Here is a 15,560-nt window from a genome sequence, read left to right on the forward strand (position 1 = left end):
AAATTTTTAATCTTAAAGTGAAAAGCAATCACAGAAGGAGTTTAAAGAATGGTTGGAAGTATTCAGAGAGCTAGTTCGGTGAAAGGTAATCCAAAAGTTAGATGGGTAGGTGATAATTTAGAGGAGCTGGAACTTACTTCGCCACAAACTTTGAAAAAGATATTCAAGCCTTCAAGTACTGGAGAGAAGCCGACAAAAATTTGTTTTGAATATAATCTTAATGCTCCAAAAGGCACACCTTTGTATATAGGGGAAGTTGCAGGGTATAGGGATACAGATCTTGGAGATAATGATGTTGCAACATTTATTGTAGTCACTAGATACCCGCAGAATCTAAGTAAGGGAAAAGTTGAGAACCAATACCTAGTTTATGTAGTTGAAGATAAAGGTGGCCCAAAAGAAAAATTTAACCCCATGGTAGGGCTAGTTGAGCATCGTGTGGGTAAGTATAAATCTTATATTCTAGACTTTGGCGATGATGGTTACATTAGGACACCTTTATATCTAAATATATGATATAAGTATTTTTGTTTGATGTGTAATCTTCTGCCGCGATAGCTCAGTTGGTAGAGCAGAGGACTGAAAATCCTTGTGTGGGCAGTTCAATTCTGCCTCGCGGCAATTCCAGAGAATCAGAAAAGAGGAAAGGTAGTTTGCAATTTTTAACTGGACAAATATTTTTTAAGAAAACAAAAGGGTTAGACCTGATTTATTTTTTTTGATTAGGTTTTAAACTATAATTTAGCTATGAGAATTTTGTTGCCTTGATAGAAATCTTCAATGCTATCTTTTTCCCACCAACCATCTATGTGTTGAGCAATTAGTTCTGGTTTATGAAAAGGTGTTTTTCCCGGCTGAAGAGATTTACCTACCTGGTCTTTTGACTTACCTCTTACTTGAATTAATTTCTCTCCTTTAAACGTCAACCCCATTCTTGCTATAGCTCTTCTTATTGAAATATCTTGAAGATGATTAGAATTTGACTCTTGTATTTTGTAATCTGTACCAGAATCGACATTGCTTTTACTATTATCATAGACATCACGAGCATTAGTTGTTAGATAATTAACAATTTCAGGATGAACTAACATATACTTATAATAAGCTTCCCCATAAACGAAAGCAGCAGTTTCGAAAGGTACTATTTTTCTACCAAGTTGCCATGCTATTTGCCAATTACCTTTTCCATACTTTTCATCATACTGCCTATATCTGTAATCTCTAAAGCGTCCCAAGAATCCTACTCTCCATTTAGCCACTCTCCACTCACTAGAAAAATCACTGTCTGCACCATGACTGTAGCTACTATGGAAATATAATCCTTTAGATGGGTTTAAAGCATCAGATACTAAGATAACCATTCTTAATATGATAGGATCAAATAATTTCCAGTCCTAAAAGCTTTATATTAATTTAATATACTAACTTAAATTCTGTACCTATGGATTGAACCTAATTTCCTACAAAAAACCAAATTAGTCTAATCTTAAGAATTCTTTAATTGTTTGTAGCGTTTCATCTTTTTTACTGTCTTGAAGCTCTTCTAGTCTACCCCACTCCCAGAGCAAAATTTGCCCTGTCTGAGGATTTACCAACCAGCTTGATGGACCTGATAAAGCACAAGGATGTATTACATTGTTAGTAACTAAAGCTTCCATATCACTTAAAAATTGTTCTTTTATATCATGTGGTAATTGGGCTTTATCCTTGAAGTGTTCTTCAAATGGTATTGGTATTGCCTCACAATTTTGAAAGTTAGTAATGATTACACTCTCAAAATCATTAAGTTCTACATATTCAATTAATCTTGGTGCTGAATTGATCTCTAAATCATTAACGTACTTTAATTTTTCAACTACTTCATCAGTATGCATTTTTAAACCAACAAGCAAAAAGTATCCCTTATAGGAGTAAAGCAAAGCAGTTAACTCTTTAATGTCTGGTGTAGTTTGTAGAAGTTGAACAGCTTTATCAATGCTTGATGCTTGTTTTAATTGTAGAATTAATTTTTTTAGTTCTGCAAGAGAAGTATTAGTTTCATCAGAAGCAACTTCTCCAACATGCCTTGTATTGGCTTGAAGTTCTCTTACTACTTTTCTTTCTGTACCGTCAAGTTTCATTTAATTTCTCCCTTAATTATTCTAACTTTATTTTGCTTTCCGTGACCATGGTGCTTTCCAGGTTGAATCTTTTTTAACTGCTTCTGGATTAACTACAAGGAAAGGTGCAATAACCTTATTAAAGAAAGCATTATTGTTATTTGGTGCCATATGAGGTAGTGCTATATTTGAAGCAGTTTTTCCATACCCATTTAATCCAAAGCCAAAACTTTTTTCACCCCCCATTAAGCTATCAAACATTCTTTGTTGATTTTGGTTTAATGATTTGTAATAAGCTGATTCTCTAAATGGTACTACAACTTGGTGGGGTATAAAGTATAGATTTGTATCTTTACTAAAGTCATTAAATCTCCTTTGTGATTCTGTAGTTGCTATTGTTGGAGATATTACTATAGGACAGTTAACTTTGCTCACGTTTCGTAATCCATTATATACAGTTGCTAGAGTAGTACCACTTAGTGAATTATCATCTAAAACAACAACCATTTTAGGCTTACCCTTGGCATTACGCATTTGTTCTACTCTAGTAATCACTTGTTTAGGATTTATATTGTTTACAATACAATATTGCATAGTAGCTAAACCAAAGCTTTTGTTTGTTTCAGGAATAAAATATAAAATATCTTTTGGGTCAACTGATTTTTCTTTTGCAATTTCAAGTACTTTAGAATGTTGTTCTTTTGCTGCTAACGATAATCTTCTTGTACTAAAAATATTTGCATCATGGGCTAATAGTTCAAGAACATATGGTTTAAAATTCCTATGCCCTTCCGGAATTATTTTTAAGAGGAGTTTATCTAATTCTGTTTCAGTCATTCTTTTTGGAGAAAGTCGGGAAGCTATTTCGTCGGGATTAGAAGCTTTAAAGTCTAAATCTTGTCTTAAAGTTTGAACTTTATCTACATTAAATCCTAGCTTTTGTAATCTTTGGCGTACCGGTTCATTAATAGCTTGAGCTATTGCTCTATCCATATCTACTGCATTTTGAAGATGAATTTCCTCTGCTCTTTTTAAAACCTTGTCTAACTTACCCTTAATATTTTCATGTTGATTGAAGGGGTTTATTCCAGAGAACCATCCTTCTGGAATAATTAGTAAAACACCTTGCTTTTGTAAAAATTGTGCAAACTCTGGGTCATTCTCAAGACGTTTTAGAGTAGGTTCATCTATTAAGAGTGCTGGTTTTTTACCGTTACGAGGCAAACCCCAACTTTCTAAATTTTCTAATTTTGTAATTGGTAACTCATTGCTAAAAGTACCTTTCTTTCTGTAGTATAAAAGGTTAGTAGCTAATGAAGGATGCCTATCAGTATAAATTTCGAAGCTGTCTTGAACCATTCTTAAAAGTTTGTTATTCAAAGAATCCAGACTTTCAATATTCGCAAATTGAGTTAGTCTTTTTAATGCATTAAGTGCTGGCCCTCGCATTTCAGGAGGATATGAATCTATCATTTTTTTAATTTCAAATGCAGATATTGGTGCTAGTTGGTCATCAATAACTGCTATTACATCTTTTGTAGTTAGACCAGCTTTACGCACTTCTCCATTTTTACCTATGCGGATGGCGTGCAAAGAACTTAGAGATTCATCAAGCTGTTTAGCCATGTCTTGCCTTGAATTTGATTCCAAGAATTTGATTAATCTTTCTCTTGCAGTAAATGGATCAAGATTTTCCTTAATCGCAGCTTCCCTAAAAGCTTCAACAGATGACAATGCCTTGCCACGATCTTTAAGTCTGCTTAGAAGATTCAAAAAATTTTCTCCGTCTTTTAGTAGTTGATCAGCTAACGCGTTTTCTATTTCATTAGCTAAGTCACTTAATTTGCCTGTATTAAGTTCTTCTTCAGTACTACTATTTCCTCTTTGTACGATCTGATTAGGATTTATTTTATTAGTAGCATAGTTACTACCATAGTTTCTTAAGTCACTTGGAGTAATTCCATTTTGTCTTGCATATCTTATTGCACCAATGTGATCTCCTTCACTTATTAGTCTTTGCATTTCTCTTGTATGTTGTACACTGGGATTGTTAGGACTTTGTCCTGTTCCTCTTCCGGCTCTTACTTGAAATTCTTCAAGAGCTCTTAAAGCCACATATTCTCTTGCACTTCTTGTTCTAGTTGTGTTCCCACTACCATCTCTTACATGGACATCTACAGGACTACTTCTATTTGCATGTCTTAATTCATGTTGAAAACTTTGAAGTGCTTTTTCATCCCCACTTTGCAGTCTTTGGTATGTTTCTTGATCAAGTCTTATTTTTGTAGTTCTGTTTCTAGTTTTTGGATCTACTACTACTTCTGCTTGTGGTCTTGAACTGCCTGGTAAGTTGTTATCCACTTCAACCACCACACTTCTTTGAGTTTTATTGGTATTAGTATGATCAGCACGAGTGTTTCCATTTGCATATTTAAATGCATTACTTTCTCTAATTGCCTGAGGTAGTTGTTCGTGTGGAATTGTAGTAGTTTGTTTAGAAGTAGCAGATTGAGATGGCTGTTGAGTAGACAGAGGTGCCTTATTATTTCTTTGAGTAGTGGATACACTTCCAACTGTACTTCCTATTGCTGCACCTGAAATTTCTTGTGCTGCTGCTTCAAAGCTTACTTTACCGTCTCTTGCATATGCTGCACCAATACCAGTTGCTGCTAAGGTTGTTGCTTCAGCTGCTGTTATTCCTGCTTTTTTAACTATACTTTTTGTAGCCGCTCTCATGGCACTAGCTGTCGCTCCTTGCCCACCTGAAACAAGTCCTACTCCTAGATTAACTGCTCCATGTCCTATTATTTGTTCTGTTGTTAGTCCTCTTTGTTGTAAAAAATTTTGTCTTAGCTCATCAATTTTTTCTTGAGACATGTTTTTTGTCTGTTCACTATAAAGGGAATTAAATTCTTGTTCAGCTTTTATCCTAGCTTCTATTGTTTCTTTTGTGTTGACAGTAGTAGACACAGCAGCATTAGTTAAACCAGCAGTGCTGCCTTGAACTAGTTTTGTAGCACCGCTTGACAAAGCCTTTCCAGCAACGCCTCCTACTACGTTGCCTGCTCCCATTCCAGTAACAGTACCTACTGAAGCAACAAGTGAACTCTTTGCATCCTGCATTGTCTGACCTGCTGCATCTGAAGCAGCTTGTCCAATAGTTTTATTTCCATAAGCAACATGAAGTGTTGCTTCTCCAGCGTTACTTACTGCACCAATAGTAGTTCCTGCTGTTGTTCCAGCTGCAATTGCTCCTGCTGCTACTGCTGCAGTTCCATAACCAGCTGCTGCAATAGCTCCTGCTGCTCCACCTGTTGCTACTGTTGCTCCTACGATTATTGCTGTATTTCTAGTTACTTTTAAAGCTGTCTCTGTTCTTGAAAGAAACTTATCAGCACTTTCAATACCTTTGTTAGCTTCTTGTAAATTCTGGATTGCTTGTTTTCCTACTTGTATTGTTTGTTGTCTGGATTCTTGTTGTTTATTTTCTATTAGAGCTTTTGCTTGGCTAAAGTTACCTTGCTTTACTAGCTCTGTAACTTGTCTTTGAGTTTCTAGAAGTTTATTTCTTTGCTCAGTAAGTTGCTCTCTGGTTCTTCTGTCATTTTCTAATTGCTTTTTTAATGTAGAAGTTAAACCAGATACTTTTGCCCAAAAGCCACAGTTGTTACATTCTTTTTGTGTGTTTTGTAAGTTCCTGTTTGCTCCATTTACTCTTTCACCTAAATATTTAATTCTTTCTTTAAGTTTCTCTTGAAGTTTTTCAATTTCTATAGACTGAACAGATGCTTGCTGGGCCGCCTGCCCTAATAAGGGCTGAGATTGAGTTCCTGCTTGTCTTATCGAGTCAGTCATAAATATTAATAAAGAATATTAGTACTTTCTAAATAGTACAAAGGTATCTGGTTTGAATTGTTATAAGGTTAAAGATTAAATAAATTTAATCTTAATTAAAACCTTCACTTAGGAGTTTCACTATTTTGTTAGAAACTAATTAAAGTCGTTATCTTGCAGTCCTCTGGCAATTTCTTTCTACCGCTTAAAAATCCTAATTCTACTACAAATGCTATCCCTACTATAATTCCGCTGATTTTTTTAACTAGTTTTACTGCAGCTTCTGCTGTACCGCCAGTTGCTAAAAGATCATCTACAATTAAAACCCTCTTCCCGGGCTCTATTGCGTCCACATGAATTTCAAGACTGTCTTTTCCGTATTCAAGATCATATGATACTCTCTCAGTTTTTGAAGGAAGTTTCCCAGGTTTTCTAATTGGTATAAATCCCTTCTCCATTTTATAAGCAAGTGCACTGCCAAAAATAAATCCTCTTGCTTCAATTCCTGCAATGTAATCTATTTTTTGTTTTTCAAAATATTTTGATAAAAGATCAATTGAATGCTTAAATGCTTCAGGATCTTTAAGTACAGTAGTAATATCTTTAAATACAATACCTTCTCTTGGGAAGTCTTCAATATCTCTAATTTTTGACTTAATTAATTCTGGCAATTTTTTATCAATTTCTTTTGCTGGCATAATTTATACCTCGCGTTTCATTATACTAGGGCTTCTGCCTGCATCTCTTTTTCTTTACTTTTTTCCATAACATACCAGTCCTTTACTTCAAGTTGGATAAAGATCTCACTGTTATAAAAATTTAACTTTGGAGTGTAAGCAAGTTTTACCTTGTCTCCAATATTAAAGTCAGCCTTATTGTTGTGATTCCAAATTAAGGCTTCAAGTCTACTAATGTATTTATTTGCCCCATCCCCGATTCGCCGATTCGCCGGTTCGATTGTTAGTTTCAAATGCTGCCCGTTCTTACCAATATTTCTAATGTTTACAATCTCAACTTCTTCACTTACAAAAACAGGGATAGGATTACCTAACCCAAAAGGAGACAGTTTGTATATTTCACTCATTAGCTTTAAGTTTAAATTTATAAGTGGAAGTTCAAAGTCAATTTTTAGTATTGGTTCCATATTTGAGTCAAAGAGCAAATTATTTACATGGTTTTTAAAATCAAAGATAAAATTATTTATATTTTCAGGTTTTATACTTAAGCCACAAGCTAGTTTATGGCCACCAAACTTTTCAAGATGAGTAGAGCAAGAAGTAATAGCTTCAATAATATTTAAATGTTCTGTACTTCTTCCAGAACCACGTGCAATGTTTTGGTCTTTATCTATTGCAATTAAAATTGTTGGTAAATTATATTTTTCAACTATCCTTGAAGCAACAATTCCAATTACACCATGGTGCCAGCTTTCTTTAGCTAGTACAATACACTTATCGAGCTGAGTGCTGACTGCTGATTGCTGATTGCTAATCATTTCCATTGCTTCTTTTAATGTCTCTTCACAAAGAGACTGTCTTTGTTTGTTTTGAGTATCAAGTTCAAAAGCAATTCTAGCTGCTTCAAGAGAGTTGTTAGTAGTTAAAAGTTTTACTGCAAGACTTGCATCAGCAAGTCTTCCTATTGCATTTATTCTTGGTGCAATTCCAAAACCAATATGATCAGTTGTAGGGGCGTGGTTTACCACACCCTGACCGCGTTTATTCATGAATCCACATATCTTAAGTAACTCTTGCAATCCAACTTTTTTTGTGCTTGCTAATTTAGGGAGCCCGATTTGAACTAAGTATCTATTCTCATCTACAAGTGGAGCAAGATCAGCTATCATACCAAGACAAACAAGATCAAGTAGCTCTTCTTCGCCGATTCGCCCTTTCGCCCCATCGCCGTTTCGTTCTTCTAAGATAACTTGTGCAAGCTTATAAGCTACTCCAACTCCTGGTAACCAGTGGAGCTTGTGATCTTGTGGCAGGAGTTTTGGATTTAAAACTGCATAAGCAGACGGAAGAATTTCTGGCAGTGAATGATGATCAGTAACAATTACATCTAATCCTAGAGAATTTGCAAATTCGATTTCTTTATGGTTTGTAATTCCACAATCACATGTGACTAGTAGGGATGAATGGCCATTCGTCTCAGCAATTTTTTTTACAGCATCTAAATTTAATCCATATCCTTCTGTTAGTCTGTTTGGCATATAAAAATCCACATTGTTTGTAAATTCTTTAAGTGTAATTAAAAGACAAGATGTAGCAGTAACACCGTCCACGTCATAGTCACCAAAGATTGTAATTTTTTCTTTTTTGTTTATAGCTTCTACAATTCTGTCTTTTGCTTTTATTAAATCTGGAATTTCTTCAGATAGTGATTCTTTATAAAACTTTGGATCTAAATAAGCTTTTGCTTTTTCTTGTGAATTTATTCCTCTATTTGAGAGTAACTTTTCAATTAGAAACTCTTTTGTAATTTCTCTGTGTTCTTTTATAAGCCATTTATATTTCATTTTAAATTAATTAATTTAAGATTTGTTCCCTCTTTTACCTAAGGTGTTTAATAAGATTATTGGTATAGATAAAGCTACGCACAGTACCACAATTATTAACACTAATTGGATATCCATTTTCTTTCTGTCCTTTCGATTAGATGTTCAGAACCTTTTAATATAAGTATCATACCAAAGTAAGCTAGTAGAAGAGTAAACCCCAGGTATATAAAAGTTTTAAATGAGAGATGTACAAATTCTTCTCTGATGTTTAGGACGAATTGTCCAAACGGAGTAAAACATGCAACGCCAAATATTTTAAGTACACTTGAAATATATTTTTGGTTGTTTGTAAATTTCAATCCAGGAAATCCTAAATCTTTATGTTTTTGTAACCTCTGGTTACAGTAAAGACTATAATTAAGAAGGAACAAAATCCTTAACTATCAATTCTCAATTTTTTCTTATGTCAACATTTACTTATAAAGCACGAAATAATAAAGGTGAACTAAAAGAATCTTCAATTTTAGCTAGTAGTGTTGATAATGCTAGAGCAACATTAAAACAAGAAGGCTTGTGGGTCCTTGATATTAAACAAATTGATAAAGAAGAAACAAAAGAAGCAAGTGAATTGCCGTTTGCTAATGTGGAAGCTGTGAAAGAACAAGAACCAGTAAAGAAAGAAAGTATAAAAGAAAAAGATTTCTTGAAAGAGTTTTTAACCAAGTATCAGCCAATTTCTTTAAAAGATATGGTCATTTTTTCCAGACAATTTGCTTCAATGGTTGAAGCTGGCGTTGCAATGCTTAGAGCTCTTACTGTTATGACTGACCAGACTCAAAATCCAAGACTAAAAAAAGTATTAGAGCAAGTAAGATATGATATTGAACAAGGTAGTACTCTTTCAGATGCATTAGAAAAGCATTCTAAAATTTTTGATCGTTTGTATATCTCAATGGTAAAAGCAGGCGAAGCAGGTGGTGTTTTAGATCAGGTATTAAATCGTTTAGCTTTATTTATGGAAGAAAGGAGCAGACTTACTCAGCAAGTTAAGTCAGCCATGACTTATCCTATTGTTGTTATGTTAATTGCAGTTGGTGTTTTTTATGCAATGTTGACTTTGGTGCTTCCAACTTTTTCTGGGCTTTTTACATCGCTTGGTAGTGAGCTCCCGGCTTACACAAGATTCTTGATTACAATAAGTGAATTTTTAAGATCATGGTATATGTTAGCTGTAATTGCAATAATTGCAGGTTCTGTATGGGGTTTAAAAAAGTGGTATGGTACAACAGAAGGGAAATTTACAATTGACCTTGCTCTTTTAGGAACCCCTGTTATGGGTGATATTTTAAAGAAGGTTGCAGTAGCAAGGTTTACCAGGACATTTGGAACCTTGACAAAAAGTGGTGTTCCAATAGTTACTGCATTGGATGTGGTTAAAGATTCTGCTGACAATGCAGTACTTGCAAAAGCAATTGAAGCAGTACAACAAAGAGTTCAGGAAGGTGGGACTATTAATGGTCCAATGAGTGAAAGTAAAATATTCCCGCCAATGGTTACTCAAATGGTTGCAATTGGTGAAGAGACAGGACAACTTGAAAATATGTTAGAAAAAGTTGCTGACTTTTATGATGTTGAAGTAAGCACTGCAGTTGAAGCACTAACCTCGCTTCTTGAACCACTTATGATAGTTACACTTGGTGGCCTTGTTGGTGCAATTGTAGTTGGGATGTACTTGCCAATATTTACTGTGATATCACAGATTAAATAGACCATAGACCATAGACCACAGACCATAGGCTACAAGAAGGTCTATAGTCTATAGTCTATTGTCTTTGGTCTTTAGTCTTTGGTCTTTTTCTAGAATACTTCTTACTTATCTCATCCAGGATATTTCTTGGATCAGCCATTACGAAAGGATTTGTAAGCATGTTTGGTAAGTGCTGGAGTTTTTTTAAGTCAGCTGCAATTTCTGAAATTTTACTTGATAAAGTAGCCATTGCTCCAAATGCACCAATCTTACAGGAGTTATTTAATTCTTTAATTAACTCATTTAGTTCTTTAGTTAGGTCTTTGTAAAGAGAGTCTATTAAAGCATGATCCAGTGCTTTTGTTGTGGCTATGTCTTTTTTAGGTTGTGATCGCATGAGTGTATTTAACTCAATAATATCTGGTTTAGATAGAATTTTGAATACTATAAACTCGTAAATCAGATAAAAAAAAATTAATCTTCACGATAATTCAGGCTAAATCACTAAATTGGTAGAACTTAACAAGCAACATTAAAAGAAATTTATCTTTATCATTACTACTCTTGAACTTGTTGTAAAGATGCATATGCGTGATAATAAGTAGATGTGTTTTATAGGATGCTGACAAAGTGAATCAAGAAATAGATATAAAGAAAACAAGCTTAATATTAGTCGGGTTAATTTGGTTTCTTGTAGGTTTAGGATTGTCAATTGCTGGTGTAAGGTGGTTGTTACATTTAAACTTTGGGCCTAAATTTATTATATTTCTTGCAATTGCTCTTTCAATAGGGCTGTTGAAGGGGGAATTTTTACTTCGGAAAGTAGCTCTTAAGTATTATAAAAGATCTGAAGTCATTCAATTTGATAAAAGTGACATGTTCACAGGTTGTGTGAAAATATTAGGTATAAAAGGTTTTATTTTAATTAGTATGATGATGATTTTAGGTTCTTTGCTGCGTCATAGCAGCTTTGATAGACCAATTTTAGGAATAATCTATCTGGCAGTAGGCATTGCTTTGGTGTATGCTAGTAAAATATTTTTTAGTAATAAAGAATAAAATATAATTTAATAAGACGACTAATTTAAAAGGGAACAATGCCACAAGTAACATTTGAAGAACTAAAAAATAAGTATCAAAATAAACCTTTCTTAGAAACTGAAGTAAATTGTAAGTTGCTTTTAAAAACAAAGGAAGGATATATTGTTGATGTTAATGAAGAGTGGGAAGGTTTTATACCCAATAGCCATGTTGTTAATGGTGCAGAAATTGAACTTCACCAAAGTGAACCTTTTAAGGTTTTAGTTATCTCTGGACCGGATAAAAGCGATCAGTTTTTAGTTTCGCAAAAAGCACTAAGAGAAAAAACTGTTTGTGAAAATCTTCAAAAATTAAAAGATGAAAACAAACCAATTAAAATTACCATCTCAAAAGTAATAAAAGGTGGAGCTGAAGTATATATTGATGGAGTAAGAGCATTTTTACCAGGCAGATACATAAGACTTCCTGGTATAAGTCAGGAAAACTGGGTTAACCAAGAAATAGAAGTTTTAATTGAGGAGCTGGATTACAAGGAAAGAAAAATTATTTTAAATCACAGAAAAGCCATTGAGCTAGACAGACAAAAGAAAGCAGAAGTAACAATTAAAAAATTAAATGAAGGAGATATTATCGAAGCTCCGATTTTACGAATTGCAGACTTTGGGATTTTTATAGATCTTGGAGGACTTGATGGTTTAATCCCTGCTTCAGAAATCAGCTGGGGGAGATTTCGTCATCCAAAAGAAGTAGTAAAAGTTGGACAAGTAGTTCAAGCAAGGATTTTTAGGATTGATAAAGAAAATAAAAGAGTGGCATTAAGCATTAAACAAATTTTAGGAGATCCTTGGGAACAAGTTGAGAGCACGCTGGGAATTGATACCCTGGCCAGCGGGAAAGTTATAAGTGAAGCTTCATTTGGATTATTTATTGAGCTTAAACCTGGTGTTGAAGCTTTATTGCATAATTCTGAGATCCCAGAAAATGTTCAAAGACCTAAAGTAAACTCATTTATTACTGCAAGACTAATAAAAGTTGATCCTGAACAAAGGAAAATAGGGCTTTCACTAAAAGATGTGGGTCAAAGCACCACAGAATTAGAGAGTCAGGAAGTAGAACAAAGCCTGCAAGATGCTAGTGTTGAAGAAAAACAAAGTAACATAATAGAAGAAGTAGTAAACACTGATGCAAGCAGCAGCATCACAGTAGAAAAGAAAGATGAACAAGAGCCAGGAGTATAGTTTGTTGACACAAGAAATACAACCCATTACAAAAGATGCACAAAAAAATGTGTTAAAAGTAATTTGCGAGTCACCTACTTTAGCAGTTGAGGAACTTGCTCTTAGCTTAAAAAGCAGAGGGAAAGAAATTCTACAGGAGGAAATCCTTCAGGTTATTTATAGTATCTCGCCAAATAAAAACTGGCACAGGGCAACACAGGAAGATATTTTAAAAGAGATCCTGGAATATCTTTGGACATTAGAATCTCAGATTTTATTTTTATTGCCAACAAAACAAAAAGAGACTACTATTGTTGAGTTTAATCAAATTAGGTTACAAAATAAGCAGTCAAAAGTCTCAAAAGATTTAATTAGACACTTGCAATCATTACTTATGGTTGAAGGTAAAAATCTTGCTAAGTTTAAAAGATTTGAAAAAGAACAAGCAATTCAAACTGATTTAGATATAAACATTCAAGCTCAGTGGCTTATAAGAATGATTCTAGCTGGCCCTTCATTAGAGGGGATAAATACAGCACAAGCATTGCCGGTGTTACTCCAAAATTCTATAAAAGAGAAATTCCCTATTATCTCAGAAAAGGTTGGGAAGAGTTTGCAAAGACTATGTGAAAGATTTGTTGAAAAATACTTTCCTAAAAATGTTAGTGAAGAGAAACTAAAAGAATTAGTAAGCTTATACCAGTCAATTTATAATACTCATAAAAAAGGGACAGATACAAATCTATCTATTCAAAGTGAGTTCCATGATCAAAACAAATTAGTTCAAAATGTGGTTGAGGAGCTAAAAGAGGTACAAGACATTGTAAACAAATCCCATGAAGGTGGCTTTTTAAGCAAGTTATTCATGGGTAAGGTAAAGAATCGTGAGGGTGTAATAAAAAAAGTTGACGAGGTAATATCAAATCTTAATCAGGTAATTGATTTGAATAATAAGACAAGTAAGAACCAAAACGAAAAAGTTTTGTTGATACAAAAACTACAATCAGATTATGAAAACATTATTCTAGTAAAAAACCAGTTGGAAAATGATTTAAATGTATTAAATGACAGACTTAAAGAACTTCAAAGTAACTCTTCAAACCTGGAGAAAGATCTGCAAGACAAGACTGAGTCTCTTGAAAGATCACATGAAAAAATTGTAATGCTTCAACGAAAAACAGATGAAATCCCGGAATTAGAAACAAAAGCAAATCATCTAAGAGAAGAGTTAAGTACAGCAAAAGATATTTCCCTAAGGCTTTATAAGAGAGTAAATAAGCTAAAGACAGAACTGCTTAAACAAAATAATGATAAACCTAAGAATTACAAAATCAATGGAATAAATGGTCAGACAATTATTAAGATACAGCCCAATGAGGTGATCACTTAGTGTAATCCTACTTTAGTTTCTACAATAGGTAGAATCTCTTCCATTGTTTGGAATACTTTTTTAATAAGTTCACATACTTGCTCAAGTTTCATTGTAGGTTCAGCATCATCACCTTTTTTTCTTACAGAACTATTTATGTAAGCTACAACAATATCTTTTACTGCTTTTAGTTTTTCTTCGTTTGAAACATTTTTTAGCATCGATGACATTTTAAATTACCCCCTTTGAATAAGATAGCATAAAAATATCCTCAATTGCTTTTATATCTTCTGGTCTATCTACTGCTGGATAAGATTTCGGTACTACCTCAAGCTTAATCTTAATGCCATTTTCGAGAGCACGGAGTTGTTCCAGTTGCTCTAGCTCTTCGAGTTTGGATGGAGGTAAGTTACTAAACTTAAGTAATGTTTCTCTTGTGTAAGCATAGATGCCAATGTGGCGGAAATAGGAATTGGTTTCGAGGTTTCGAGGTTTCGAGGTTTCGAGGTTTTTATAGGGAATTGGTGATCTTGAAAAATAAAGTGCAAAATTATTTTTGTCCATGACTACTTTAACAATACTTGGATTAGTTAAGTCATCTAGATTTGTAATCGGGGTTACAAGGGTGGACATTTCGAATCCTGAGGTTAGAACTTCTATAACTTTATCTATATATTCACTTGGCATTAGTGGTTCATCGCCTTGTAAATTAACCACATATTTTATTTCTGGATATTTTTCTGCAACTTCACTAATTCTATCTGTGCCGCATTTGTGATCTTTAGAGGTTAGACAAACGTCTATCTTAAGTGCTGAGTGCTTGTCAACAAAATCAACAATTCTTTTGTCATCTGTTGCAACAATTATTTTATTTGCAAGTTTTGAACCACATGCAGCATTTATTACCCATTCAATCATTGGTTTCCCTGCAATTTTTACAAGTGGCTTTCCAGGGAAACGAGTACTTCCAAAACGTGCTGGAATAATAATGGCTGTTGTCATGTAGAAGATTATAGCTTAAACTTACTCATACACATGACATTTCTTTTATAATGTTTGTATGTCCAGTAAAAAGAAAAAAAAGATTCTTATCCTCCATGGTCCTAACCTAAATATGCTTGGTAAAAGGGAAAAAAGTATTTATGGCAAAGTTAGTTTAGAAAAAATAAATAATGAGTTAAAAGATCTTGCTAAAGAATTAAAAGTTTCTCTTGAAATAAAACAATCAAATATAGAAGGAGAACTTGTAAACTTTATTCAAAGTGCATCTAAGAATGGCACAAGTGGAACCCTTATAAACCCAGCAGCTTACACACATACAAGCGTTGCAATTCGAGATGCAATTTTAGCTACAAAACTGCCAACAGTTGAAGTGCATCTTTCAAATATTTATTCAAGAGAAGAGTTCAGGCAAAAATCACTTACTGCTCCTGCTTGTGTTGGGCAGATTACTGGCTTTGGGAAAGATAGTTATTTGCTTGGCTTAAAGGCATTAGTAGGAAAGATTAATGTCTGATCCAGAAGATTCGTGGCATAAGAAAGCTACTACTACTGTACGTTATGATCTTTGTAGTAAGTGTGAGTTCTTTGCACCACAAAAACCATATGAACCTGGAGTAAGATGTATTTTTAATTTAAGGCCAGATGTTGTTTTTGAAGATGATAGAGCTGTTGCAAAGTGTGAAGTGTTTAAGGGGAAATAGTAACATAGTTTTTTAAATTTGGGTATAATTCTAATAAGTATTTGAAT

General features: G+C 33.9%; 15 protein-coding genes and 1 tRNA gene. 8 read left to right on the forward strand and 8 right to left on the reverse strand.

Annotated features, from left to right (window positions below):
- The first annotated feature begins 48 nt into the window (after positions 1–48).
- Both HYY52_02540 and HYY52_02545 read left to right on the forward strand, forming a co-directional pair.
- On the forward strand, positions 49–516 hold the full coding sequence (locus HYY52_02540; protein MBI2995569.1) for a hypothetical protein: 468 nt from the start codon (positions 49–51) through the stop codon (positions 514–516).
- Between the two features lie 32 nt (positions 517–548).
- Positions 549–621: transfer RNA gene (locus HYY52_02545), tRNA-Phe, on the forward strand.
- 113 nt (positions 622–734) lie between these two features.
- Here HYY52_02545 and HYY52_02550 read toward each other — a convergent pair.
- From HYY52_02550 to recJ, 5 genes are all read right to left on the reverse strand, one after another.
- A complete protein-coding gene (locus tag HYY52_02550) occupies positions 735–1,361 on the reverse strand; it encodes a hypothetical protein (protein MBI2995570.1) in 627 nt (208 codons plus the stop codon).
- Between the two features lie 114 nt (positions 1,362–1,475).
- Positions 1,476–2,120: a hypothetical protein gene (locus tag HYY52_02555; GenBank protein MBI2995571.1), complete on the reverse strand. Its 645-nt coding sequence runs from the start codon at positions 2,118–2,120 to the stop codon at positions 1,476–1,478.
- A gap of 27 nt (positions 2,121–2,147) precedes the next feature.
- Positions 2,148–5,954 (reverse strand): hypothetical protein, encoded by a 3,807-nt coding sequence (locus tag HYY52_02560; protein ID MBI2995572.1) that lies wholly within the window; start codon positions 5,952–5,954, stop codon positions 2,148–2,150.
- Between the two features lie 128 nt (positions 5,955–6,082).
- Positions 6,083–6,631 (reverse strand): adenine phosphoribosyltransferase, encoded by a 549-nt coding sequence (gene apt, locus HYY52_02565; GenBank protein ID MBI2995573.1) that lies wholly within the window; start codon positions 6,629–6,631, stop codon positions 6,083–6,085.
- A gap of 20 nt (positions 6,632–6,651) precedes the next feature.
- Complete coding sequence (gene recJ / locus HYY52_02570; GenBank protein ID MBI2995574.1) at positions 6,652–8,454, reverse strand: single-stranded-DNA-specific exonuclease RecJ; 1,803 nt, start codon at positions 8,452–8,454, stop codon at positions 6,652–6,654.
- Between the two features lie 445 nt (positions 8,455–8,899).
- Here recJ and HYY52_02575 point away from each other — a divergent pair, with 445 nt between their 5' ends.
- On the forward strand, positions 8,900–10,204 hold the full coding sequence (locus HYY52_02575; GenBank protein MBI2995575.1) for a type II secretion system F family protein: 1,305 nt from the start codon (positions 8,900–8,902) through the stop codon (positions 10,202–10,204).
- A gap of 55 nt (positions 10,205–10,259) precedes the next feature.
- Here HYY52_02575 and HYY52_02580 read toward each other — a convergent pair whose 3' ends face one another.
- Positions 10,260–10,580, reverse strand: coding sequence for a hypothetical protein (locus HYY52_02580; protein ID MBI2995576.1), 321 nt, complete (start codon positions 10,578–10,580; stop codon positions 10,260–10,262).
- A gap of 233 nt (positions 10,581–10,813) precedes the next feature.
- Here HYY52_02580 and HYY52_02585 point away from each other — a divergent pair, with 233 nt between their 5' ends.
- From HYY52_02585 to HYY52_02595, 3 genes are read left to right on the forward strand one after another with little or no spacing between them, the layout of a single operon-like run.
- Positions 10,814–11,242, forward strand: coding sequence for a hypothetical protein (locus tag HYY52_02585; GenBank protein MBI2995577.1), 429 nt, complete (start codon positions 10,814–10,816; stop codon positions 11,240–11,242).
- A 38-nt stretch (positions 11,243–11,280) separates the two neighbouring features.
- Positions 11,281–12,462: a S1 RNA-binding domain-containing protein gene (locus HYY52_02590; protein MBI2995578.1), complete on the forward strand. Its 1,182-nt coding sequence runs from the start codon at positions 11,281–11,283 to the stop codon at positions 12,460–12,462.
- A gap of 1 nt (position 12,463) precedes the next feature.
- Positions 12,464–13,831, forward strand: coding sequence for a hypothetical protein (locus tag HYY52_02595; GenBank protein ID MBI2995579.1), 1,368 nt, complete (start codon positions 12,464–12,466; stop codon positions 13,829–13,831).
- Here HYY52_02595 and HYY52_02600 read toward each other — a convergent pair.
- Positions 13,828–14,040 (reverse strand): hypothetical protein, encoded by a 213-nt coding sequence (locus HYY52_02600; GenBank protein MBI2995580.1) that lies wholly within the window; start codon positions 14,038–14,040, stop codon positions 13,828–13,830. The two genes, HYY52_02595 and HYY52_02600, sit on opposite strands and share 4 nt — an antisense overlap.
- A 1-nt stretch (position 14,041) precedes the next feature.
- Positions 14,042–14,812, reverse strand: coding sequence for a 3-deoxy-manno-octulosonate cytidylyltransferase (gene kdsB, locus HYY52_02605; protein ID MBI2995581.1), 771 nt, complete (start codon positions 14,810–14,812; stop codon positions 14,042–14,044).
- A gap of 58 nt (positions 14,813–14,870) precedes the next feature.
- Between kdsB and aroQ the strand changes: the two genes are divergently transcribed.
- Positions 14,871–15,326 carry a type II 3-dehydroquinate dehydratase gene (gene aroQ / locus HYY52_02610; protein ID MBI2995582.1) on the forward strand — a complete coding sequence of 152 codons (456 nt, stop codon included), beginning with the start codon at positions 14,871–14,873 and terminating at the stop codon, positions 15,324–15,326.
- Positions 15,319–15,513, forward strand: a complete 195-nt coding sequence (locus HYY52_02615; protein ID MBI2995583.1) for a hypothetical protein — start codon at positions 15,319–15,321, stop codon at positions 15,511–15,513. The genes aroQ and HYY52_02615 overlap by 8 nt, the downstream gene beginning before the upstream one ends.
- Positions 15,514–15,560 lie beyond the last annotated feature (47 nt).

The organism is Candidatus Melainabacteria bacterium (assembly GCA_016193285.1).
Taxonomy (GTDB): domain Bacteria; phylum Cyanobacteriota; class Vampirovibrionia; order 2-02-FULL-35-15; family 2-02-FULL-35-15; genus JACPSL01.